19 protein-coding genes are annotated in these 20,723 nt (G+C 68.9%); 11 read left to right on the top strand and 8 right to left on the bottom strand.

All coding sequences use genetic code 11. The features are described from left to right. Positions 1 to 4 precede the first annotated feature (4 nt). The 4 genes from hutU (at position 5) to hutI (ending at position 5,992) form a co-directional block, all read left to right on the top strand. A complete protein-coding gene (gene hutU / locus ACUTAG_RS16050; RefSeq protein ID WP_006387267.1) occupies positions 5 to 1,696 on the top strand; it encodes a urocanate hydratase in 1,692 nt (563 codons plus the stop codon). A 69-nt stretch (positions 1,697 to 1,765) separates the two neighbouring features. After that, positions 1,766 to 3,190 carry a purine-cytosine permease family protein gene (locus tag ACUTAG_RS16055; RefSeq protein ID WP_058665419.1) on the top strand — a complete coding sequence of 475 codons (1,425 nt, stop codon included), beginning with the start codon at positions 1,766 to 1,768 and terminating at the stop codon, positions 3,188 to 3,190. Between the two features lie 29 nt (positions 3,191 to 3,219). After that, positions 3,220 to 4,749: a histidine ammonia-lyase gene (hutH, locus tag ACUTAG_RS16060; protein WP_148317736.1), complete on the top strand. Its 1,530-nt coding sequence runs from the start codon at positions 3,220 to 3,222 to the stop codon at positions 4,747 to 4,749. A 25-nt stretch (positions 4,750 to 4,774) separates the two neighbouring features. Next, positions 4,775 to 5,992: an imidazolonepropionase gene (hutI, locus tag ACUTAG_RS16065; RefSeq protein WP_148317734.1), complete on the top strand. Its 1,218-nt coding sequence runs from the start codon at positions 4,775 to 4,777 to the stop codon at positions 5,990 to 5,992. 41 nt (positions 5,993 to 6,033) lie between these two features. Here the strand turns inward: hutI and ACUTAG_RS16070 are convergent, their stop codons facing one another. The 5 genes from ACUTAG_RS16070 to sorA form a co-directional block, all read right to left on the bottom strand. Further along, the gene (locus tag ACUTAG_RS16070) at positions 6,034 to 7,656 is read right to left on the bottom strand and encodes a methyl-accepting chemotaxis protein (RefSeq protein ID WP_148317732.1); all 1,623 of its coding nucleotides are present in this window, start codon (positions 7,654 to 7,656) and stop codon (positions 6,034 to 6,036) included. A 140-nt stretch (positions 7,657 to 7,796) separates the two neighbouring features. Continuing rightward, positions 7,797 to 9,206, bottom strand: a complete 1,410-nt coding sequence (locus ACUTAG_RS16075; protein ID WP_026383700.1) for an MFS transporter — start codon at positions 9,204 to 9,206, stop codon at positions 7,797 to 7,799. Positions 9,207 to 9,425: 219 nt separating this feature from the next. Further along, entirely contained in the window at positions 9,426 to 11,129 is a 1,704-nt protein-coding gene (locus ACUTAG_RS16080) for an MFS transporter (protein WP_026383706.1), read from the bottom strand. Between the two features lie 133 nt (positions 11,130 to 11,262). Further along, positions 11,263 to 11,586: a SorB family sulfite dehydrogenase c-type cytochrome subunit gene (gene sorB, locus ACUTAG_RS16085; protein ID WP_148317730.1), complete on the bottom strand. Its 324-nt coding sequence runs from the start codon at positions 11,584 to 11,586 to the stop codon at positions 11,263 to 11,265. 10 nt (positions 11,587 to 11,596) lie between these two features. Then, the gene (gene sorA, locus ACUTAG_RS16090) at positions 11,597 to 12,832 is read right to left on the bottom strand and encodes a SorA family sulfite dehydrogenase catalytic subunit (protein ID WP_020925524.1); all 1,236 of its coding nucleotides are present in this window, start codon (positions 12,830 to 12,832) and stop codon (positions 11,597 to 11,599) included. A 142-nt stretch (positions 12,833 to 12,974) separates the two neighbouring features. Here sorA and ACUTAG_RS16095 point away from each other — a divergent pair, with 142 nt between their 5' ends. Continuing rightward, positions 12,975 to 13,379, top strand: coding sequence for a DUF2809 domain-containing protein (locus tag ACUTAG_RS16095; RefSeq protein WP_020925522.1), 405 nt, complete (start codon positions 12,975 to 12,977; stop codon positions 13,377 to 13,379). Between the two features lie 87 nt (positions 13,380 to 13,466). Here the strand turns inward: ACUTAG_RS16095 and ACUTAG_RS16100 are convergent, their stop codons facing one another. Continuing rightward, positions 13,467 to 13,676: a hypothetical protein gene (locus ACUTAG_RS16100; protein WP_006387283.1), complete on the bottom strand. Its 210-nt coding sequence runs from the start codon at positions 13,674 to 13,676 to the stop codon at positions 13,467 to 13,469. A 222-nt stretch (positions 13,677 to 13,898) separates the two neighbouring features. Between ACUTAG_RS16100 and ACUTAG_RS16105 the strand changes: the two genes are divergently transcribed. The 4 genes from ACUTAG_RS16105 to ACUTAG_RS16120 all read left to right on the top strand — a co-directional run bounded on the left by ACUTAG_RS16105 (position 13,899) and on the right by ACUTAG_RS16120 (position 15,810). Then, the gene (locus ACUTAG_RS16105; RefSeq protein WP_006387284.1) at positions 13,899 to 14,630 is read left to right on the top strand and encodes a TenA family transcriptional regulator; all 732 of its coding nucleotides are present in this window, start codon (positions 13,899 to 13,901) and stop codon (positions 14,628 to 14,630) included. Positions 14,631 to 14,709: 79 nt separating this feature from the next. Continuing rightward, the gene (locus tag ACUTAG_RS16110) at positions 14,710 to 15,048 is read left to right on the top strand and encodes a 2Fe-2S iron-sulfur cluster-binding protein (protein WP_026383710.1); all 339 of its coding nucleotides are present in this window, start codon (positions 14,710 to 14,712) and stop codon (positions 15,046 to 15,048) included. Positions 15,049 to 15,121: 73 nt separating this feature from the next. Further along, entirely contained in the window at positions 15,122 to 15,463 is a 342-nt protein-coding gene (locus ACUTAG_RS16115) for a hypothetical protein (RefSeq protein ID WP_006387286.1), read from the top strand. Next, complete coding sequence (locus tag ACUTAG_RS16120; RefSeq protein WP_026383712.1) at positions 15,460 to 15,810, top strand: 2Fe-2S iron-sulfur cluster-binding protein; 351 nt, start codon at positions 15,460 to 15,462, stop codon at positions 15,808 to 15,810. Before ACUTAG_RS16115 ends, ACUTAG_RS16120 begins: the two co-directional genes overlap by 4 nt. Positions 15,811 to 15,837: 27 nt before the next feature. Here the strand turns inward: ACUTAG_RS16120 and ACUTAG_RS16125 are convergent, their stop codons facing one another. Both ACUTAG_RS16125 and ACUTAG_RS16130 read right to left on the bottom strand, forming a co-directional pair. Continuing rightward, positions 15,838 to 16,554 carry a GntR family transcriptional regulator gene (locus ACUTAG_RS16125; protein WP_026383713.1) on the bottom strand — a complete coding sequence of 239 codons (717 nt, stop codon included), beginning with the start codon at positions 16,552 to 16,554 and terminating at the stop codon, positions 15,838 to 15,840. 74 nt (positions 16,555 to 16,628) lie between these two features. Continuing rightward, complete coding sequence (locus ACUTAG_RS16130; RefSeq protein ID WP_054442568.1) at positions 16,629 to 17,366, bottom strand: sulfite exporter TauE/SafE family protein; 738 nt, start codon at positions 17,364 to 17,366, stop codon at positions 16,629 to 16,631. Positions 17,367 to 17,591: 225 nt separating this feature from the next. On the opposite strand from ACUTAG_RS16130, the gene ACUTAG_RS16135 reads away from it, so the two are divergent. After that, on the top strand, positions 17,592 to 19,124 hold the full coding sequence (locus ACUTAG_RS16135) for a hypothetical protein (RefSeq protein WP_148317728.1): 1,533 nt from the start codon (positions 17,592 to 17,594) through the stop codon (positions 19,122 to 19,124). A 118-nt stretch (positions 19,125 to 19,242) separates the two neighbouring features. Continuing rightward, positions 19,243 to 20,703, top strand: a complete 1,461-nt coding sequence (locus ACUTAG_RS16140; protein WP_054441346.1) for an aldehyde dehydrogenase family protein — start codon at positions 19,243 to 19,245, stop codon at positions 20,701 to 20,703. Positions 20,704 to 20,723: the final 20 nt, after the last annotated feature.

A 20,723-nucleotide genomic window follows, 5' to 3' on the forward strand; every position in this document is an offset into this window, starting at 1 on the left:
GATCATGGAGACTGCCTTGGAAAAATCGAACCGATACCGCGATGTCGAGATCCGCGCTCCGCGCGGCAACCAGCTGACGGCCAAGAGCTGGCTGACCGAGGCGCCGCTGCGCATGCTGATGAACAATCTCGACCCGGAGGTGGCCGAGAACCCGAAGGAATTGGTGGTGTATGGCGGCATTGGCCGCGCCGCGCGTGACTGGGACTGCTATGACCGCATCGTCGAGACGCTCAAGCGCCTGGAAGCGGACGAAACCCTGCTGGTGCAGTCGGGCAAGCCGGTGGGTGTGTTCAAGACCCACGCCAACGCGCCGCGCGTGCTGATCGCCAACTCCAACCTGGTGCCGCACTGGGCCACGTGGGAACACTTCAACGAACTCGACGCCAAGGGCCTGGCCATGTATGGCCAGATGACCGCCGGCAGCTGGATCTACATTGGCAGCCAGGGCATCGTGCAGGGTACCTACGAGACCTTCGTCGAGGCCGGCCGCCAGCACTACGGCGGCGATCTCGGCGGCCGCTGGGTGCTCACCGCCGGCCTGGGCGGCATGGGCGGCGCGCAACCGCTGGCCGCGACGCTGGCCGGCGCCTGCTCGCTGAACATCGAGTGCCAGCAGGCCAGCATCGACTTTCGCCTGCGCACCCGCTATGTGGACGAGCAGGCCACCGACCTGGATGACGCCCTGGCGCGCATCGCCCGCTACACCAGGGAAGGCCGCGCGGTATCGATCGCGTTGTGCGGCAACGCCGCCGAAGTGCTGCCCGAGCTGGTGCGCCGCGGGGTGCGTCCGGACATGGTCACCGACCAGACCAGCGCCCATGACCCGCTCAATGGCTATCTGCCCGCCGGCTGGACCTGGGCCGAGTACCGCGAGCGCGCCCGCAGCGAACCGGCCGCGGTGGTGAAGGCCGCCAAGCAGTCCATGGCCGTGCACGTCAAGGCCATGCTCGCGTTCCAGAAGCAGGGCATACCGACCTTCGACTACGGCAACAACATCCGCCAGATGGCCAAGGACGAGGGCGTGGCCAATGCCTTCGATTTTCCGGGGTTCGTGCCGGCCTACATCCGCCCGCTGTTCTGCCGCGGCGTGGGCCCGTTCCGCTGGGCCGCGCTGTCGGGCGATCCGCAGGACATCTACAAGACCGACGCCAAGGTCAAGGAACTGATTCCCGACGACGCGCACCTGCATCGCTGGCTCGACATGGCGCGCGAGCGCATCCGCTTCCAGGGCCTGCCGGCGCGGATCTGCTGGGTTGGCCTGGGCCAGCGTGCCCGCCTCGGGCTGGCGTTCAACGAGATGGTGCGCAGCGGCGAACTGTCGGCGCCCGTGGTGATCGGCCGCGATCACCTGGATTCCGGCTCGGTGGCCAGCCCCAACCGCGAGACGGAGGCCATGCGCGACGGTTCCGACGCGGTGTCCGACTGGCCGCTGCTCAATGCGCTCTTGAATACCGCCGGCGGCGCCACCTGGGTGTCGCTGCACCACGGCGGCGGCGTGGGCATGGGCTTCTCGCAGCACGCGGGCATGGTGATCGTGTGCGACGGCACCGACGCGGCGGCCGAGCGCATCGCGCGGGTGCTGACCAACGACCCGGGCACCGGCGTGATGCGCCATGCCGACGCCGGCTACGACATCGCCATCGACTGCGCCCGCGAGCAAGGGCTGGACCTGCCCATGGTCGATGCCGCGCGCTGAACCGCCCGCGGGCGGCCTCATCCAGAAGAACCAGGGCGCCGCATGGCGGCGCCCGCAAGGAGACAATGCATGGAGCAGGACAGCGCGGTGCCAAAGGGAACGCTGGTCGAGCGGCGCTCGATCGACTTCATCCCGGAAACGGAGCGCCACGGGCGGCTCTACAGCCAGTTCACGCTGTGGCTGGGCGCCAATCTGCAGATCACCGCCATCGTCACGGGCGCCTTGGCGGTGGTGCTGGGCGGCGACGTATTCTGGTCGCTGGTCGGCCTGTTCGTCGGCCAGGTGTTCGGCGGCGCGGTGATGGCGCTGCACGCGGCGCAGGGCCCCAAACTGGGCCTGCCGCAGATGATCTCGAGCCGGGTGCAGTTCGGCGTCTATGGCGCCGCCATCCCGATCGTGCTGGTGTGCCTGATGTACCTGGGCTTCACCGCCACCGGCACGGTGCTGTCGGGGCAGGCCATCGGCCAGTTGCTGGGGGTGAGCGACAGCGCCGGCATTCTGATATTCGCCGCGGTCATCGTGCTGGTGACGGTGTTCGGCTACCGCATGATCCACATCATCGGCCGCGTGGCCAGCGTGCTGGGCCTGATCGCCTTCGTCTACCTGTTCAGCCGCGTGATCGCGCTGGGCGACGTGGGGCAATTGCTGCAGATCCGTCATTTCAGCTGGGCCTCGTTCCTGCTCGCGGTGTCGCTGGCGGCGTCCTGGCAGATCGCCTATGGCCCGTATGTAGCGGACTACTCGCGCTATCTGCCCAGCCGGACCTCTTCGTTCGGGACCTTCCTGGCGGTCGGCCTGGGTTCCGTACTGGGTGCGCAGATCGCGATGACGCTGGGGGTGCTGGCGGCGGCCATGGCGGCGGGCCAGTTCGCCGGCCGCGAGGTGGCCTACATCGTCGGCCTGGGCGGCGCCGGCGCCACCGCGGCGGCGCTGTACTTCAGCATCGCGTTCGGCAAGGTCACCATCTCGACGCTGAACTCGTACGGCAGCTTCATGTGCATCGCCACCATCATCAGCGGCTTTCGGGGCCATGTGGATATCTCGCGGCGCCAGCGGCTGGTGTTCGTGCTGTTGATCGTGGGCGCGGCCACGCTGGTCGCCTGGCTGGGCCAGCATTCGTTCCTGAATGCCTTCAAGTCGTTCATCCTGTTCCTGCTGGCGTTCTTCACGCCCTGGAGCGCCGTGAACCTGGTCGACTATTACTTCATCAACCGCGAGCGCTACGATGTGGCGGCGCTGTCCGATCCCGATGGCCGCTACGGCCGCTGGAACTGGCCCGGCATCCTGGTGTATGTGTTCGGCGTGCTGGTGCAGATGCCGTTCATCTCGACCAGGCTCTATACGGGTCCGCTGGTCGCGCGCCTGGGCGGCGTCGATATCTCGTGGATCATCGGCCTGATCGTGCCCGGGCTGCTCTATTACGTTTTCGCCCGCCGCGATCCCCGGCCCGCGCCCTGCCCGGCCCCGGCGCGGCGTGGCGCCGATATCGCCTGACACCGCATCCCGTCCTGGAGAACAACAACATGGATCTGCACCTCAAACCCGGCCATCTGACGCTGGCGCAACTGCGCCAGGTTTACCAGCATCCGGGCCGCGTGACGCTGGACCCGGCCGCCTACGGGCCGATCGACGCCAGCGTCGCCTGCGTCGAGCGCATCGTTGCCGACGGCCGCACCGCCTATGGCATCAACACCGGCTTTGGCCTGCTGGCCTCCACCCGGATCGCGCGCGAGGATCTGGAGGCGCTGCAAAGCTCGCTGGTGCTGTCGCACGCGGCGGGCGTGGGCGAGCCGCTGGGCGACGACATGGTGCGGCTGATCATGGTGCTCAAGATAAACAGCCTGGCGCGTGGCCGTTCCGGCATCCGGCGCCAGGTCATCGACAGCCTGATCGCGCTGGTCAACGCGGGCGTCTATCCGCACATTCCGCTCAAGGGGTCGGTGGGGGCGTCGGGCGATCTGGCGCCGCTGGCGCACATGTCGCTGTTGCTGCTGGGCGAAAGCCGGGCGCGCTGTGACGGCGAATGGCTGCCCGCGAAGGCGGCGCTGGCGCGCGCCGGCCTGGAACCCCTGACGCTGGCGGCCAAGGAAGGCCTGGCGCTGCTGAACGGCACCCAGGTGTCGACCGCCTACGCGCTGCGCGGCCTGTTCGAAGCCGAAGACCTGTTGGCGGCCGGCCTGGTATGCGGCAGCCTCAGCGTCGAGGCCATGCTCGGCTCGCGCGTTCCCTTCGACGCCCGCATCCACGAAGCGCGCGGCCAGCCCGGCCAGATCGACGTGGCCGCGGTATACCGCGACCTGCTGACCGAAGACAGCGAAGTCGGCCATTCGCACGTCGATTGCGGCAAGGTCCAGGACCCCTATTCGCTGCGTTGCCAACCGCAGGTGATGGGCGCCTGCCTGACGCAGGTCCGCCATGTGGCGCAGGTGTTGCAGATCGAGGCCAACGCCGTCTCCGACAACCCCCTGGTGTTCGCCGAACAGGGCGACGTGCTGTCGGGCGGAAATTTCCATGCCGAGCCCGTGGCGCTGGTGGCCGACAACCTGGCCCTGGCGCTGGCCGAGATCGGGGCGCTGTCCGAGCGCCGCATTTCGCTGATGATGGACAAGCACATGTCGCAGTTGCCGCCATTCCTGGTGAGCAATGGCGGCGTCAACTCGGGCTTCATGATCGCGCAGGTCACCGCGGCCGCGCTGGCCAGCGACAACAAGGCCCTGGCCCATCCGGCCAGCGTCGACAGCCTGCCGACCTCGGCCAACCAGGAAGACCACGTATCGATGGCGCCCAACGCCGCCAAGCGGCTCTGGCCGATGGCCGACAATGTGCGCGACATCCTGGCGATCGAATGGCTGGGCGCGTGCCAGGGCCTGGATTTCCGCGCCGGCTTGAAGACATCGCCCAAGCTGGAACGCGCGCGCGGCCTGCTGCGCGGGAAGGTGGCGCACTACGAGAAGGACCGCTTCTTCGCGCCCGACATCGAGGCGGCCAGCCAATTGATCGCGGACCGCCACCTGAACGCGCTGATGCCGCCGGGCCTGTTGCCCAGCCTTTGACCATGTCGATGACGGGAGTGACGCGATGAAACAGGTCTGGCGCAATTGCCATGCCGCGACCATGGCGGGCGGGGAATACGCGACGATCGAACGGGCCGCGCTGGTGACCCGCGGCGATCGTATCGAATGGATCGGTCCCGAGGCGGCGCTGCCGCCGGACGGGGACGCGCCCGTGCACGACCTGGCTGGCGCCTGGGTGACGCCCGGCCTGATCGATTGCCATACCCACCTGGTGTTCGGCGGCGACCGCAGCCAGGAATTCGAGCAGCGCCTGCAGGGCGTGGACTACGCCGTGATCGCGGCGCAGGGCGGCGGCATCGCCAGCACCGTGCGGGCGACCCGCGCCGCTTCGGAGCAGCAGTTGTACGCCAGCGCGCGGCGCCGCGCGCTGCATCTGCTGCGCGATGGCGTGACCACGCTGGAGATCAAGTCGGGCTATGGCCTGGATCTACCCAACGAGCGCAAGATGCTGCGCGTGGCGCGGCACCTGGGACAGACGCTGCCGTTGACCGTGCGCGCCACCTGCCTGGCCGCGCATGCCCTGCCGCCGGAGTTCGCCGGACGCGCCGACGACTACATCGACGAGGTCGCGCGCCGCATGCTGCCGGTGCTGGCGGCCGAGGAGTTGGTGGACGCGGTCGATGCGTTCTGCGAGCACTTGGCATTCTCGCCCGCGCAAGTCGAACGCGTATTCCAGGCCGCGGTCCAGCTGGGCCTGCCGGTGAAGCTGCACGCAGAACAGTTGTCGTCGCTGCATGGCGCCAGCCTGGCCGCGCGCTACGGCGCGCTGTCGGCCGATCACCTGGAATACCTGACCGAGGCCGACGCGCGCGCCATGGCGGCAGCCGGCACGGTGGCGGTGCTGCTGCCCGGCGCGTTCTACGCGCTGCGCGAAACGCAATTGCCGCCGGTCGAACTGTTGCGCCGCCACGGGGTGCCGATCGCGATTTCCAGCGATCTCAACCCCGGCACCTCGCCGGCGCTGTCGTTGCGGCTGATGCTGAGCATGGCCTGCACATTGTTCCGCCTGACGCCGCAGGAGGCGCTGGCCGGCGCCACCGTGCATGCGGCCCGCGCCCTGGGCCTGCAGGCGACGCACGGCGTGCTGGCCGCCGGCATGATGGCGGATTTCGTCGCCTGGGACGTTGCCCATCCGGCCGAATTGGCCTATTGGATAGGCGGCGACCTGCCCAAGCGGGTCATCCGCCACGGCGTCGACGTCCACGCGGCCACGCTGCAATAGCGCGGCCGCGCGGTCGCCGGAGATCAACGGCCCGCGGCCGGTCAGGCCGGCAGGGCCAGCGTGTCGCGCACCGGCAACGCCAGCGGCGCCGGGTCCTGCTGGCCGGCGGGCAGGCGGAAGGTGCTGACCGAGTGCTGCAGGCGCTGGGCCTGTGATTCCAGCGAGGCGGCCGCGGCGGCGGCCTGTTCGACCAGCGCCGCGTTCTGCTGCGTGACGTGGTCCATCTGCGTGACCGCGGTATTGACCTGCCCGATGCCGGTGACCTGTTCACGCGAGGCGGCGGCGATGTCGCCCACCAGCACGGTCAGGCGCTCGATGGCGAGCTGGATCTCTTGCATGGTCCGGCCGGCGGTTTCCACCTGCGCCGCGCCGGCCTGCACGGTTGCGCCGGACGCGCCGAGCAGCTGTTTGATTTCCTTGGCGGCGCTGGCGCTGCGCTGTGCCAGCGAACGCACTTCGCCGGCAACCACGGCGAAGCCCTTGCCCTGCTCGCCGGCGCGGGCGGCTTCGACCGCGGCATTCAGCGCCAGTATGTTGGTCTGGAACGCGATTCCGTCGATGACGCCGACGATATCCTCGATACGTCCCGAATCCTGGGCGATCTCGCGCATGGTGGCGACCGCGCTCTGCACCGCCGCGCCGCCGCGACGAGCCACTTCCGAGGCCTCGGCGGCCATGGCGTTGGCCTGGCGCGCGTTGTCGGCGTTGCTGGTGACGGTGGACAGCAGTTCCTCCATGCTGGCGGCGGTCTCTTCGAGGGAGGCGGCCTGCTGTTCTGTGCGGCTGGAAAGGTCCTGGTTGCCGGCGGCGATTTCACTGGAGCCGGTGTTGATCTCGGCCACGCCGTCGCGCACCGCGTGCACCGTGCGCACCAGGCTGGCCTGCATTTCCTGCAGATAGGGAATCAGCTGGCCGACGCAGTTCCTGCCATAGGACGCGATGGGCGCGGTCAGGTCGCCGGCGGCGATGTGCTGGAAGTGGCGCTTGACCTGGTCCAGCGGCTGGCGCACGAAGCGCACCACGTAGCGGTCGCCCAGAACCAGCAGCAGCAGGCAGACGCCGAGCAGCACGCCAATGCCCGTGTAGGCCTGCTGGCGTTCCCGCTGCGCGCTGTTGCGCAGGGCGTCCTGGCGTTCCTGCGCATAGGCTTCGTAGTTCTCGATGGCCTTGCCGAAGGCGCGGCTGGCGGCGATGACCGGGCCGGCGGCGTGCGCGCGGGCCTTTTCGAGGTCCTCGGCCGCCAGGAAGCCGCGCTGGATCGCGATGCCATCATTGACCAGGGCGTTGAAGCCGCCCTGCAGCGGTTCGAGTATCGAGGCGGGCGCGCTGTCCTTGGCCGATTCGAGGAAAGCGGCCTGATTCTTGCGGGCGGCCTCCAACGCGGCGTCGATCGCGCGGCCTTCTTCCGCGGCGGGGGCGGCCAGACCGTCGCGGACGTATTCCATCTGGCGCGCCAACCGCAGGCGGGCGCGCATGATCTGGTCGTTGACGCGGGAGAGGGATGAGACTTCGTTCAGGAGTTCATAGCTGGCGGCGAGCGCTTCACCGGAGCTTTGCAACCCTTTTACGCTGATGGCCGACTGGCCGGCTAGCAGGACACTGATCGTGAGCAGCGTGCACAGGATCATGCGGCGGATGGTGATGTCTTTCAGGAACTGTGTCATACGCGTCATTCAGGGAGGTACGGGACTACACCCGGACAACGGCCCGCCCTGAACGAATATTTAGCGCGTGTTGCACATCTTACGTATGTGTCTGGCGATCACCGATATATAACGACATTAAACGCAATAAAACGGCGATTTCAACGCGCCGCCGGCGCATCGGCGGACTCGACCGCGCCGAAACGCAGCCGCGCGAAGCTGGCCAGGCTGGCCAGCGCGGCGCACAGGCCGCCCAGCCACAGCGCCATCACCGCGCCATGGGTGCTCGAGACATTGAAGCAGGCGGCCACCAGCGCGGCGCCGCTGGCCTGCCCCAGCAGGCGCACCGTTCCGATCATGCCGCTGGCGCCGCCCGCGCGCGATGGCGGCGCCGAGGTCATGATGGCGCGCAGGTTGGGCGACTGGAAAAACCCGAAGCCGGCGCCGCACAAGGCCATGCGCCACGAGATGTCCCATGCGGATGGCGCGGCCGGCAGCAAGGCCAGCGATGCCATGCCCAGGGCCAGCAAGGCCAGGCCGACGCCGCCCAGCATGCCGGCCGGATAGCGGTCCGACAGGCGGCCGGCGATGGGCGCCATGAAGGCCACCACGACCGGCCAGGGCGTGATGAGAAAGCCTGTGTGCACCTGCGTGTAGCCGAGCACGGTCTGGAACAGGAATGGCAGCGACACGAAGGCCAGCGCCTGCGCCGCGAACGCGCATACGGCGGTGGCGGCCGACAGCGCGAACAGCGGCCGGCGCAACAGGTCCACCGCCAGGATGGGCGCGGGATGGCCGGCCTGGCGCCGCATCAGCAGCCACAGGCTGGCGGCCGCCAGGCCCCATTCCAGCGTGACGCGCTGCCACGGCGCACCGTGCGCCAGTTCGTTCGACCCCAGCACGAACAGTCCCAGCGTCAACGCGCACAGCGCGGCGGCCAGCCCGTCGAAACCGTGCGGCGCGCGCGTCGTGGGGGGCAGGCCGCGCAGGCCCAGCACCATGGCCAGCAGGCCGATAGGCACGTTGACCAGGAACAGCCAATGCCATGATCCCAGCAGCAGGATGGTGGAGGCCGCCGTCGGGCCGGCCGCGAAGGACAGTCCCACCACCATGGCGTTCAGGCCCATGCCCCGTCCCAGCACCGGCGCGGGATAGATGAAGCGCAGCAGCGCCGCGTTCACGCTCATGACGCCGGCCGCGCCCAGCCCCTGCAGGATGCGCGCGGCCACCAGCACAGGCAGGGTGGGCGCCAGTCCACAGGCCAGCGACGCCAGCGTGAACACCACGATGCCGACCATGTAGACGCGGCGGTGCCCGAGGATCTCGCCGAGCGCGGCTGCCGGCAGCAGGCCGGCGACCATCGCCAGCTGGTAGCCGCTGATGACCCAGATCGAGCCCGCGTCGCTGGCCCGCAGGTCGCGCGCGATGGTGGGCAGCGCGGTGTTGGCGATGGCGGTGTCCAGGCTGGCCATGCAGACCGCCAGCATCACGGCCAGCAAGGCGCCCAGGCGTTCGGAGGCCGGCAGGCCCTGGCCTGCGGGGTGGATGGTGTTGCGTGAGAAGGAGAACATGAGATGCCGTGGCCTGGCGCCGGGGCAAGGGGGGCGCCGGCTGTGGGGAAGCGTCGATTCTAGTGCGACATGTCGATTCAACGCTTCGTCAGCCAGCTCTGCACGGATTTTCCGTCACGCGTGGCCTTGCGCGCCTGGCTGATAATCGGCCGCGCCCGGGGAAATACACCGACATCGTCACGGCCACCATCACATTCTGACAGCCGTCGGTGCCGGCCGCTACAAAGATTCCGGTTCGCGGCGCAGCGAAAATCCCTGCGCTTCGTTCATGGCCAGGTAGCTGACATTGCGCGACACCACCGGCGGTTTGTCGCCGGCATGCAGGGCGCGCAATTCGTCCAGCACCATCTTGTCGGCCAGGGTCATGCGGTCGATCATGCGCAGGTACTGCATCCAGCTTTCCACCAGGAAGACTTCGCGCCAGACGCCCTCGCGCTCCAGGTCGCGGAACAGCTGCCATTGCTGCGCGCCATTGCGCAGCCGCAGCAGGCGCAATGGCCGCGCCGCATCGATCAGGGCGGTCAGCTTTTCCTTGGGGATCAGGTATTCCACCGCCACCAGCACCGCGCCGTGCTGGGTGTTGAAGCCGGCCGCCGACAGCGCCGGTTCGGTGGCGTCGGCGCGCGCCAGCGATTGGGTGTTGACCTGTTCGGGCAGGCGTGAGCGGTACAGCAGCGCGACGGTGATGGCCAGCATCACGCCGGCCGCCGACAGCGCGCCGGACACGCCCATGGTGCCGGCGAAATGGCCCCACATGAACGAGCCGGCCGCCAGGCCGCCGAAGATCGCGGTCTGGTACAGCGCCAGCGAACGCGCCTTGACCCAGTCGGGCACCAGCATCTGCACCGTGGTGTTGTAGGTGGCCAGCACGCCGATCCAGCAGGCGCCGGACAGCAGCAGCGCCGGAAACGCCAGCCACAGCGTGTCGGTCAGCCCCAGCACCAGCAGGCAGGCGGCCAGCAGGCCGGCCGCGACGCTCACCAGGCCGCTGGCGCCCCAGGCTGCTTGCAGCCGCCGCACCACGGCGCTGCCCAGGATGGCGCCCACGCCCAGCGCGCCCAGCATGTAGCCGTACAGCAGCGCGTCGCCCTGTTCGTGGGCGTAGGCCAGCAGCGGCAGCAGCGCCCACAGCGCGCTGGCCGACAGGCCGAAGGCGAAGGCGCGCAGCATCACCACCCGCGTCACGGTGGAGTGCTGGGTATAGCGCAGCGCCGCCACCACGCCCTCGAACAGCCGCTCCGGCGGCAGCCGCCGCGCCGGCACGTCGCGGCGCCAGCGCCAGATGGCCCAGATCAGGCTGCCGTAGCAGACGCAGTTCAGCAGGAACACGGTGGGTGCGCCGGCGGCGCCCAGTAGCAGGCCGCCGATCGCCGGCCCGACTGCGCGCGCCACGTTGTAGTTGACGCTGTTGAGCAGCACCGCGCTGCCGATGTGCTCGCGCGGCACCTGCTCGCCCACTGCCGCCTGCCAGGCGGGCGTGACGATGGCGCTGCCGATGGCGATGCAGAAGACCGAGATGATCAGGGTGATCGGATGCAGCAGGCCGATATACGCCAGTATCGTGATGAAGATGCCGCCGGCCAGTTCCAGCAGCATGCCGACCAGCATGACCTTGCGGCGGTCGTAGTTGTCCGCCAGCACGCCGGTCAGGATCGACAGCGCCACCAGCGGAAAGGCCGCGGCCACCTGGATCATCGCGACCATCAGCGGGCTGCTTTGTTCGGTGGTGATGACCCAGGCGGCGGCCACCGATTGCGCCCAGGTGCCGAGGTTGGCGAACAGGTTGGCGATCCAGATGATGCGGAACGCCGGGAACGCGAAGGGGGAGAGCGTGCTGACCCGCAGGACGGGTTGAGGGGGCGCGGCGGGCGTGCCCGGCGATGTGGGGGGAAGATCGTTGTTGGCCGAAACGGGCTGGAGCATGGAGGCCTCTGTGATCACCCGGACATGGCGGGCGGGGGCCGTCCAATGGTACGCCTATTAGGGGTCCGGGTTAAGACGAGGCAGCCGCGGGACGAGGCAGCCGCGGCGCGCGGCCTGCGCGCCGCGGCGGGAACTAGGGCTTGGGCCGGGCCGGGGGCGGGTAGGCCTGGTTCAGGTACTCGACGATCAGCGGCACCTGTTCGGCCGGTATCGGCGCGCCGTAGGTGCCGACCATCTTCTTGACCTCGGCGTCCCAGAAGCCCGGCGGCATGGGCGGTTGCGACGAAATATAGTCGACCGAGTGGCACATCAGGCACAGCGTGGCGCCCTGGGCGCCGGGACCGGCGCCGGGGCGCAGGGTGGCGGTTTCCTGCGGCAGCTGGATGTCCAGGGCCAGCGCGGGAACGCAGGCGCCGGCGGCGGCCAGGGCCAGGACGAGGCGGGCGAGTCGGATCATGGCGCTCTCCTCAGGCGGCGTCGATGCGCACGGTTTCGACCACGTTGCGCATGTAGCCGGCCGGATTCCACTGCGCCTCCAGCGGTTGGGTGTCGCCGGCCATGTTGGTGGCGCGCGCCTTCAACTGATAGGCGCCGGCCTGCGCCGGGGTGAAGTCGGCGTGCCATTCGCGGAAGGAATAGCGGCCCAGGTCGCGGCCCAGCGTGGCGGCACGCCAGGTCTTGCCGCCGTCGGCCGAGAATTGCACGTCGCGGATGCCGCGGCCGCCATCGAAGGCGATGCCGCGCACCTGCACTCGCCGGCCCTTGGCCACGCGGGCGCCGTCGGCCAGGCTGGTGATGAAGCTTCGCACGTTGTAGCGTCCGATCGGACGGGTCTTTTCCGGCGCCTTGCCCGCCGGCGTGCAGGCGCAGTCGTTGTCGGGAATGCGGTAGGCCTTCTGCATCCAGAAGCCGTCGAACTCCTTGTCCAGCACCTTGATGTCGGCCAGGTGCTTGACCCAGTAGGTGCCGTAGTAGCCGGGCACCACCAGCCGCACCGGATAACCGTTGAGCATGGGCAGGTCGGCGCCGTTCATGGCGTACGCCAGCATCACCTCGCCATCGAGCGCGTGGGCCGCGTCCAGCGCCTTGACGAACTCCGGCGTGCCCTGCAGCACCGGCCGGTCCAGCCCCTCGAACGTCACCTGGCGCGCGCCGGCCTGGATGCCGGCCTTTTCCAGCACGCGCTTGAGCGGGATGCCGAGCCAGCGCGCGTTGCCCATGGCGCCGTTGCCCAGCTGGCCACCGCCCACCCGCGGCTCGAAGAAGCCGCGGCTGTTGCCGGAACATTGGGTCACCGCCACCAGTTCGACCGGCGCGCCGAATTGCTGCTTCAGGTCGGCCAGCGACAATTCCAGCGGCTTGGAGACCAGCCCGCCCACGCGCAGCCGGTAGGCGGCGGGGTCGATGGCCGTGGGGATGTTGCCCAGGTGGTAGCGCACGAAGAAGGCGTCGTTGGGCGTGATCAGGTCTTCGTTGAAAACCGCGAACGGGGTTTCCAGCTGCGGCGGCCGCGAGGTCTGGCGGATCAGCGGGCGCTTCTGCGGATAGGCGATCAGGTCGCGCTCGCCGTTGGCGAAAGGCAGGGTGACGGTGGCCGGGGCCGCCAGGCTGGTGAGGGCGTGGCCGGCCAGCGTGCCGGTCGCGCCCAGGGTACAGGCCTGGCGCAGGAAGCGTCGGCGCCCATCCGGATCGAATGCGCTCATGCTTGTCTCCTCTTGTTTTCTAGTACCCTCGCTTGCCGCGTGGTCGAATCAGGCTACGCCCGTCGACCTGACAAATGCGTTAACAGTTGCGTCGACCGTTCCAATAACCGTGTTTTCCGCGCCACGGGCGCATGACATCGCGATGAGACTGACTTTCAACCGGCCGGCCTTCGCCGCGCTGCTGGCCGTGACCGCCGTGGAGGCGCTGATCGCCACCCTGGGCAAGCCTTACCCGCTGTTGCGCGGCTTCGTGGGCGACGTGGTGGCGGTGGGCTGGGCCTATCTGGTGTACCGCAGCTTCATCCGCGCCGGCGTACTGCCATTGGCCATTGCGGCGTTGTTGACCGGCTACGCGGTCGAACTCGGCCAGTATCTGGCGCGCCACTACGGCTGGCGCCTGGAGCAACCGGTGCTGCGGGTGATCCTGGGCAGCGTGCCCGACTGGTGGGACATGCTGGCCTACACGCTGGGTTTCCTGCTGGTGCTGTTGTTGGCCGGCGCGCGCCGCATGCGGAGCCCGGGCGCGGGCCCCATTCAAAACACCTGAAAACGCGCGGCGCCCGGCCCATCATTGCGAGCGCCGCGGCTCTGTCGCGCGCCCGGCACGGCGCGCCGCAACGCGGCGCATGCCGATTCAGCCAGCCTGGCCGACCGGGGCACTGTCGCCGCCCTGCCCGGCGGGCTTGGCCTGCGGGCGCAGACGCGCGTTGCGGAACGGGGCCAGGCATTCGGCCCATGACGAAGGGAACAAGGGGGTGGCATGGCGCACCGCATCGCGGCGGGCGTAGTGCGCCAGCAGCTGCTGGCCGATCGGGGCGTCTCCCAGGGGGTGGCGGGTGTTCATGGTATTTCCGGATTGCATTGAAAGTGTATTCATTGTACCAGGGTAAACCCTGATCTCCAATCCGCCCGGGTTGATCCAAGTCGTTGATATCAGAGGGACAGTCCCTTTTGGTTTCGACGGCAACGGGAATACCCTAGTCGATGAAAACGGTAGACGGTATACAATGTTCTGCATCGGTCGAGGTTTTCGGCCGGCCCCTCCCTCACAGACCTGGAGCGCGTCATGGCAGAACTGATGAACCGAGATGAATTCCGCACCGCGTTGGAAAACGCGATCAAGGGCAAGAGCGCCAATGCCTCGCCTTTTTCCATTGCCTGGGCCGAAGGCAAGCTCAGCCGGGAGCACCTGTCGCGCTGGGCCGAGAACCACTATCACTACGTCGGCCCGTTCGCCGACTACCTGGGCTATCTGTACGCCCGCACGCCCGACACCTACACCGAGGCCAAGGACTTCCTGCTGGCCAACATGTACGAAGAGGAGATCGGCGGCGACCGCCATACCGACCTGCTGATCCGCTTCGCCGAGGCCTGCGGCACCACCCGCGAGCGGGTCACCAACCCCGACAACATGTCGCCCACCACCCGCGCCCTGCAAAGCTGGTGCTACGCGGTGGCCATGCGCGAAGACCCCATCGTGGCGGTGGCCGGCCTGGTGGTGGGCCTGGAATCGCAGGTGCCGTCGATCTATCGCAAGCAGACCCCGACCCTGCGCGAGAAATACGGCTTCACCGACGAGGAGGTCGAGTTCTTCGACCTACACATCGTGTCCGACGAAATCCATGGCGAACGCGGCTACCAGATCGTGCTGGAGCACGCCAACACGGTCGAGCTGCAGCAGCGCTGCCTGAAGATCTGCGAGATCGGCGCGCAGATGCGGCTGCTGTACACCACCGCGCTCTATACCGACTACGTGCAGCAGGAAATCGCGCTGCCCGAGCTGGGCCTGGCGGCCTGAGCGCCCGCGCCCGCGCTTGCGGCGCCACCCGCGCATGGCGCGGGCCGGCTGCCGCGGCGCTTCACTGGATGACCGATACATGCCTACCGTCACATTTCACAAAGGCGGCCAGACCTACACCGGCGAGGTGCCGGACAACGCCAACCTGGTGGTGCGCGCCGGCATCCGGCAGTTCCCGTTCCCGCACCTGCGCTACGAGTGCGGCATGGGCAAGTGCGCCAAGTGCGCCTGCCGCGTGCTGGCGGGGGCCGAGCACCTGCCGCCGGTGAACTGGAAGGAAAAGAAGCAGCTGGGCGAGCGCATCGACGCCGGCTACCGCCTGGCCTGCCAGTTGTGGCTCGGCCACGATATCGAGCTGGCGCAGGACGCCGAGGTGGCGCCAGCGCGCGAGCCCGCGGCCGCGCTCGAGCAACCCTGACGCCCGCGCCGGGCGTCCCGCGGCGCCGACACGCCCTGGCCCCGGCGCCCAACCCGATGCAAAGGAACCGCGCATGACCCGCGACGCGAATGACGCCGTGTTCGTGATCCTGACGTCCAAGCCCGGCGTGTACCGCACCGAGGTGGACGCGCAGGCCGAGATCGTCGAGACCTACGACTACGCCTGCGACGGCAGGACCCGCGCGGTGTTCAGCATCGCCCGCCTGCGAGGGCCGGCGCGACTGCTGGTCACCGAGGAAACCCCGCCCTACATCGTCAACCGCGTGCCGTCCAAGTTCCTGGAGTCGTTCGCCTCGCTGGCGGCGGCGCGCCGCGAGCTGGCGCACCTGAGCCGCTTCGGCAGCATGCAAACCACCCTGACGCGGCGTCCCGGCCCCGTCGCCGCGGAGCACTGAGCAGCATGGTCAACATCACGTTTCTATCGAATGGCGGCAAGGTGGCCAGCGCGCCCGAGAACAGCAATCTGCTGCGGGTGTCGCTGAAGGAACAGGGCGGCATTCCGTTCAAGTGCGGCGGCGGCCTGTGCGGCACCTGCAAATGCCGCATCGAACAGGGGCTGGAGAACACCGACGCCATCAAGCCCAAGGAACGCAAGCATCTGCGGCCAGAGGATTTCGAGGCCGGCTACCGCATGGCCTGCCAGACTTTCGTGCTGGGCGACGTGGCGGTGTCGTGGGTGGTGCGGGACGGCAAGGGCGTGGTGGTGGACGACGCCGGCCAGGCGACGCCCGTGGCGCCCTGAGCGGGTTGCGGCCGGGGGGGGGCGTGCTCAGGCGGCCGACGAATGCGCCTGGCGCGTCTCGGTGTAGGCCTTGGCGGCGTTGTGCACGTGCTGGCTCGCCAGCAGCGCGGCCAGGTCGCCATTGCCGGCGATGACGGCGTTCAGGATCTGCGAGTGCTCGTCCCAGTTCTGCTTGGCGCGGTGCATGTTGCTGGGCGCGAACAGCAGCGCCGTGCGGTCGCGCAGCGAGCGCATCAGGTCGGTCAGCACCACGTTGCCGCCGATGGTGGCCAGCATTTCGTGGAACTGCGAATTCAGCGCCAGGAACTTGTCCAGCTGCTCGCCGCGCGCGGCCTCGGTGCCTTCGCGCAGGAAGGCCTGCAGGCGCTCGACGGTCTTGTCGTCGCGCCGCTGCGCCGCCAGCTTGGCGTTCAGGCCTTCCAGCGTGGCGCGTACCTCGACCATGTCGTAAGCGACCGCGTCCGACAGCACCGACACCGAGGCGCCGCGGCGCGGCTCGATGGTGACCAGGCCTTCGGCGGCCAGCGCCCGCAGCGCTTCGCGCACCGGGATGCGCGACACGCCCATCTCTTCCGACAGGCGTCCTTCGACCAGGCGATCGCCGGGCGTGAATTCGCCGCTGAGGATGCGCTCGCGCAGCTTGTCGCGGATGACCGCGAACAACTGCGGATGCTGCTCGCCGATCTTCAGCGGGGCAGATTGCGGCGTGTCTACGGCTTGCGAGCTGACGGGCGTGGTGGTCATGGCGAGCAGGTCTGGCGGAATGGATACAGTCTGCATTGTATTACCGGGATGGGCGGTGGCGGACGCAAGCGGGTTCAACCGGCCCACAGCGCCTTGCCGATCACTCCCAGCGCGCCCGCGGCGCAGGCGCCCAGCAGCACGGCGCGCACCGCGCGTGGCGGCAACCGGTGGCGCAGGCGGCCCGACACGGCGAAGCCGGCCAGCAGGAACGGCGCCAGGCTGAGCGCCAGGCCGGCGTGGTAACCGGTGTAGCGCCGCGCCCAGGCCAGCATGGCCAGCGAAAAGAGCGACCCCAGGAACAGCACCATGCCCAGCGTGGCGCGTAGCCGCGGCGGTTCGGCGTGTTGCAGCACCAGGGCGATGGGCGGGGCGCCGACCGAGGTCATGGTGCCCATGATGCCGGACGCCACGCCGGCGCCCGAGACCCGGCCGGGCGTGGCCGCAAAGCGCAGCCCGGCCGCGCTGAGCCCGACCGCGGCCAGGATCAGCGCGGCGAACAGCAGGCCCAGCGTCTGCGGCGCGAAGCGGGCCATGGCGTAGATGGCGATCAGGGTGCCGGCGGCGCGCCCGGTCAGCGCATAGGCGACGGCCCGCCAGTCGATGGCGGCGCGTTCGCGCAGCGCGGTCAGCAGCGAGATGAAGCCGCCCAGCGTCAGCAGGGGGCCGGGGGCGAGCTGGGGAAAGCACAGCGCCGCCACCGGCGCGGCGAACATGGCGAAGCCGATGCCGCCCACGCCCTGCGCCAGCGCGGCGCCGAACACCACCGCCGCCATGGCGGCGTAATGCCAGAGATCGGGTAGGGAAGCCATCATGCCGAATTCGCTTTTTTTGTATACGGTAGTCTATTGAAATATCGGCGATGCACCAAACCGGGGCTTGCGCCCCAACTTAATGCACTGATTTTTCTCGAATATTCATGGAAATTTCAGGATTATCGCTTTCCCTAGGCGCTGCATATTTCGGTTGGTATAGCAGCAAACGAAATATAGTATACCGAAGTGGCGACCCAACAGCCACGTCGACAAGGGGAATAGCGCATGCAATCGGACGTCGTGCTCAACGCCGCTCACTGGATGTACCTGATCAGCGTCGCCGCGATCATCCTGACGATGATCCTGCGCGCCAACGTGGTGGTGCCGTCGGTGATCGGCACTTTCCTGGTGGTGCTGGCCATCACCGGCAACCCGATCAGCGCGCTGATCGGCATCTTCTCGGCCAGCTTCGTGGCCGCCAAAGAGCTTTTCAACATCTTCCTGGTCATCACCTTCATGACGGCCCTGCTCAACGCGCTCAAGACGCTGCAGGCGGACGTGCGCATGGTGCAGCCGTTCCGGCGGGTGATGCGCGGCGGGCACTCGTCGTTTCTCATCATCGCCCTCTGTACCTACGTGATCTCGCTGTTCTTCTGGCCAACGCCGGCAGTGCCGCTGGTGTCGGCGATCCTGCTGCCCGCGGCCATCGCGGCCGGACTGCCGCCGCTGGCCGGCGCCATGGCGATCGCCATCGCCGGCCAGGGCATGGCGCTGTCTTCGGATTACGTGATCGGCGTGGCGCCGGGCATCAGCGCCAAGGCCGCCGGCGCCGCCGTCAGCGCCGCGGTGGTGGCGGACCGGGCGCTGGTGCTGTCGCTGATCACCGGCGCTGTGGCGCTGACCGCCGCCTACCTGCTGATCCGCAAGCACATCGTGCCGGCCGATGCGGCGCTGCTGTCGGCCTGGCAGGCGCGGGCGCAGGACGGCAGCCTGGCCGAGATCGAGCATTCCGGCTCGTTCGACAAGGCCGAGCTGGCGCGCGGCACCATGGGCGCCAATCCGGCGCTGCCGCGCGGGCCGGGGCTGGACGAGGAGGAGCGGCGCCGGGTGCGCTGGTCGCGGGTGTTCGCGGTGGTGACGCCGCTGGCGTTCCTGGGCGTGATCGCGGTGATGGTGCTGCCGCGCCTGTTCCCGGCGCTGCCCGCGCTGCGCGGCGGCGACGCGGCCGCGCTGGTGGGCGGCGTGGTCTTCGTGGTGATGATGCTGGTGACGCTGGCCGCCGAAGGGCCGCGCAGGATGCTGGACGTGTGCCCCGAGCACGTGACCGACGGCTTCGTGTTCGCTTTCAAGGCAATGGGTTCGGTGCTGCCGATCGCCGGCTTCTTCTTCGTCGGCGCCAACGAGACCGCGGCGCAGATCCTGGGCGTGCCGCAGGCGCAGGCGCCGGGCCTGCTGTTCGAAGTGATCTCGGCGGGCCAGCACCTGATCCCCGAGAACCACTTCCTGGTGGCGTTCGGCGTGCTGCTGGTGGGGATGATCACCGGCATCGACGGCTCGGGCTTCGCCGGCCTGCCGCTGACCGGCACGCTGTCGGGCGCGCTGGGGCCGGTGGTGGGGGTGGATCCGGCGACGCTGGCGGCAGTGGGCCAGATGGGCGCGGTGTGGACCGGCGGCGGCACGCTGATCGCCTGGTCCTCGCTGATCGCGGTGGCCGGGTTCGCGCGGGTGCACGTGCTGTCGTTGGTGCGGGCGCTGCTGCTGCCGGTGGTGCTGGCGCTGTTCGTCTCCACCATCTGCGCCGTCCTGATCTGGCGGTGAGCCCGGCTTGGGGTTTACGCGCATCGCGCTATATTGATTAAAGTATACAATGTTCAGAAATTACCTAAGACGGCCGATTCCCGGGCATCCCGGCCAGCCCGGCAGAGGAAGGACTTCCGTGGACGATCTCTCGCAGCAGGTTTTTCTCAACTACATCGGCGGGGAATGGGTGGCCTGCGCTTCGGGCGTCACGGCGCCCAACCTGAACCCGGCCGACACGTCCGACGTGGTGGGGCGCTTCCAGCAATCGGACGCGGACGACGCCGCCCGCGCCGTGAAGGCCGCCGCGGATGCCTTCGCCGCCTGGCGCGACACGCCGATCTCCAAGCGGGCCGCCATCCTGTTCCGTGCCGCCCAGCACCTGGAAGACCACGCCGACGAGGTGGCGCGCGAGCTGACCCGCGAGGAAGGCAAGGGCCTGGCGCTGGCGCGCGACGAGGTCCTGCGTTCGGCCCAGACCATCCGCTTCTACGCGGTGGAGGGCCAGTCGTTCACCGGCGAGACCTTCGTCAACGACGATCCCGACATGGTGGTCTACAGCCAGCGCGAGCCGCTGGGGGTGGTGACGGTGATCTCGCCGTGGAATTTCCCGATCTCGATCCCGGCCCGCAAGATCGCGCCGGCGCTGATCACGGGCAACACGGTGGTGTTCAAGCCCTCGTCCGATGCGCCGCTGACCGGCTACCGGCTCACCGAGGCCTTCGTCGAGGCGGGCCTGCCGCCGGGCGTGCTGAATTTCGTGACCGGGCCGGCCTCGAAGGTGGGCCAGGCCATCACCACGGCGGCGGCGGTGCGCGCCATTTCCTTCACCGGCTCGACCGCGGCCGGCGAGCAGATCCATCGTGGCGCCGGCCTGACCACGCGCACGCAGATGGAGCTGGGCGGCAAGAACCCGCTGATCGTGCTGGCCGACGCCGACCTGGATCGCGCGGTGGACCTGGCGGTCAAGGGCGGCTTTTCGCTCAGCGGCCAGGCCTGCACCGGCACCAGCCGCCTGCTGGTCGATCGCAAGGTGCTGGCGGCGTTCACCGACAAACTGCTGGCGCGCATGCGCAAGCTGACCATCGGCAACGGCCTGGAGGGCAATTTCGACCTGGGACCGCTGGCCACGCGTAAACAACTCGACACGGTGCTGAGCTACATCGCGGTGGGCAAGCAGGAAGCCACCCACCTGATCGGCGGCGAGCGCCTGGACGGTCCGGGCTTCGAGCGCGGCTATTACGTGACGCCGGCCCTGTTCACGGACGTGACGCAGCAGATGCGGATCGCGCGCGAGGAAATCTTCGGCCCCGTGCTGGCGCTGATCGCGGTGGACGGCTACGACGAGGCCATCGCTTGCGCCAACGACACCGAATACGGCCTGTCCGCGGCCATCGCCACCAGCGACGCGCGCTACGCCCACCGCTTCGCCCGCGACATCCAGGCCGGCACCGTCAAGATCAACCGCACCACCACGGGCAATCTCATCAACGCGCCGTTCGGCGGCCTGAAAAGCTCCAGCACGTCGACGTTCCGTGAATCGGGCCGGGTCGGGCTGGAGTTCTACACGCAGATCAAGACCGTCTACCGCGCCGGCTGACGGCGCCTTCGGAGAACAGA

This window comes from Achromobacter sp. CSND-B12 (assembly GCF_052906545.1).

What these genes read in the sequence shown, in the direction of transcription:
- hutU (WP_006387267.1), top strand. Translation starts at nt 5, where the DNA reads ATGGAGACTGCCTTGGAAAAATCGAACCGATACCGCGATGTCGAGATC.
- ACUTAG_RS16055 (WP_058665419.1), top strand. Translation starts at nt 1,766, where the DNA reads ATGGAGCAGGACAGCGCGGTGCCAAAGGGAACGCTGGTCGAGCGGCGC.
- hutH (WP_148317736.1), top strand. Translation starts at nt 3,220, where the DNA reads ATGGATCTGCACCTCAAACCCGGCCATCTGACGCTGGCGCAACTGCGC.
- hutI (WP_148317734.1), top strand. Translation starts at nt 4,775, where the DNA reads ATGAAACAGGTCTGGCGCAATTGCCATGCCGCGACCATGGCGGGCGGG.
- ACUTAG_RS16070 (WP_148317732.1), bottom strand. Translation starts at nt 7,656, where the DNA reads ATGACACAGTTCCTGAAAGACATCACCATCCGCCGCATGATCCTGTGC.
- ACUTAG_RS16075 (WP_026383700.1), bottom strand. Translation starts at nt 9,206, where the DNA reads ATGTTCTCCTTCTCACGCAACACCATCCACCCCGCAGGCCAGGGCCTG.
- ACUTAG_RS16080 (WP_026383706.1), bottom strand. Translation starts at nt 11,129, where the DNA reads ATGCTCCAGCCCGTTTCGGCCAACAACGATCTTCCCCCCACATCGCCG.
- sorB (WP_148317730.1), bottom strand. Translation starts at nt 11,586, where the DNA reads ATGATCCGACTCGCCCGCCTCGTCCTGGCCCTGGCCGCCGCCGGCGCC.
- sorA (WP_020925524.1), bottom strand. Translation starts at nt 12,832, where the DNA reads ATGAGCGCATTCGATCCGGATGGGCGCCGACGCTTCCTGCGCCAGGCC.
- ACUTAG_RS16095 (WP_020925522.1), top strand. Translation starts at nt 12,975, where the DNA reads ATGAGACTGACTTTCAACCGGCCGGCCTTCGCCGCGCTGCTGGCCGTG.
- ACUTAG_RS16100 (WP_006387283.1), bottom strand. Translation starts at nt 13,676, where the DNA reads ATGAACACCCGCCACCCCCTGGGAGACGCCCCGATCGGCCAGCAGCTG.
- ACUTAG_RS16105 (WP_006387284.1), top strand. Translation starts at nt 13,899, where the DNA reads ATGGCAGAACTGATGAACCGAGATGAATTCCGCACCGCGTTGGAAAAC.
- ACUTAG_RS16110 (WP_026383710.1), top strand. Translation starts at nt 14,710, where the DNA reads ATGCCTACCGTCACATTTCACAAAGGCGGCCAGACCTACACCGGCGAG.
- ACUTAG_RS16115 (WP_006387286.1), top strand. Translation starts at nt 15,122, where the DNA reads ATGACCCGCGACGCGAATGACGCCGTGTTCGTGATCCTGACGTCCAAG.
- ACUTAG_RS16125 (WP_026383713.1), bottom strand. Translation starts at nt 16,554, where the DNA reads ATGACCACCACGCCCGTCAGCTCGCAAGCCGTAGACACGCCGCAATCT.
- ACUTAG_RS16130 (WP_054442568.1), bottom strand. Translation starts at nt 17,366, where the DNA reads ATGATGGCTTCCCTACCCGATCTCTGGCATTACGCCGCCATGGCGGCG.
- ACUTAG_RS16135 (WP_148317728.1), top strand. Translation starts at nt 17,592, where the DNA reads ATGCAATCGGACGTCGTGCTCAACGCCGCTCACTGGATGTACCTGATC.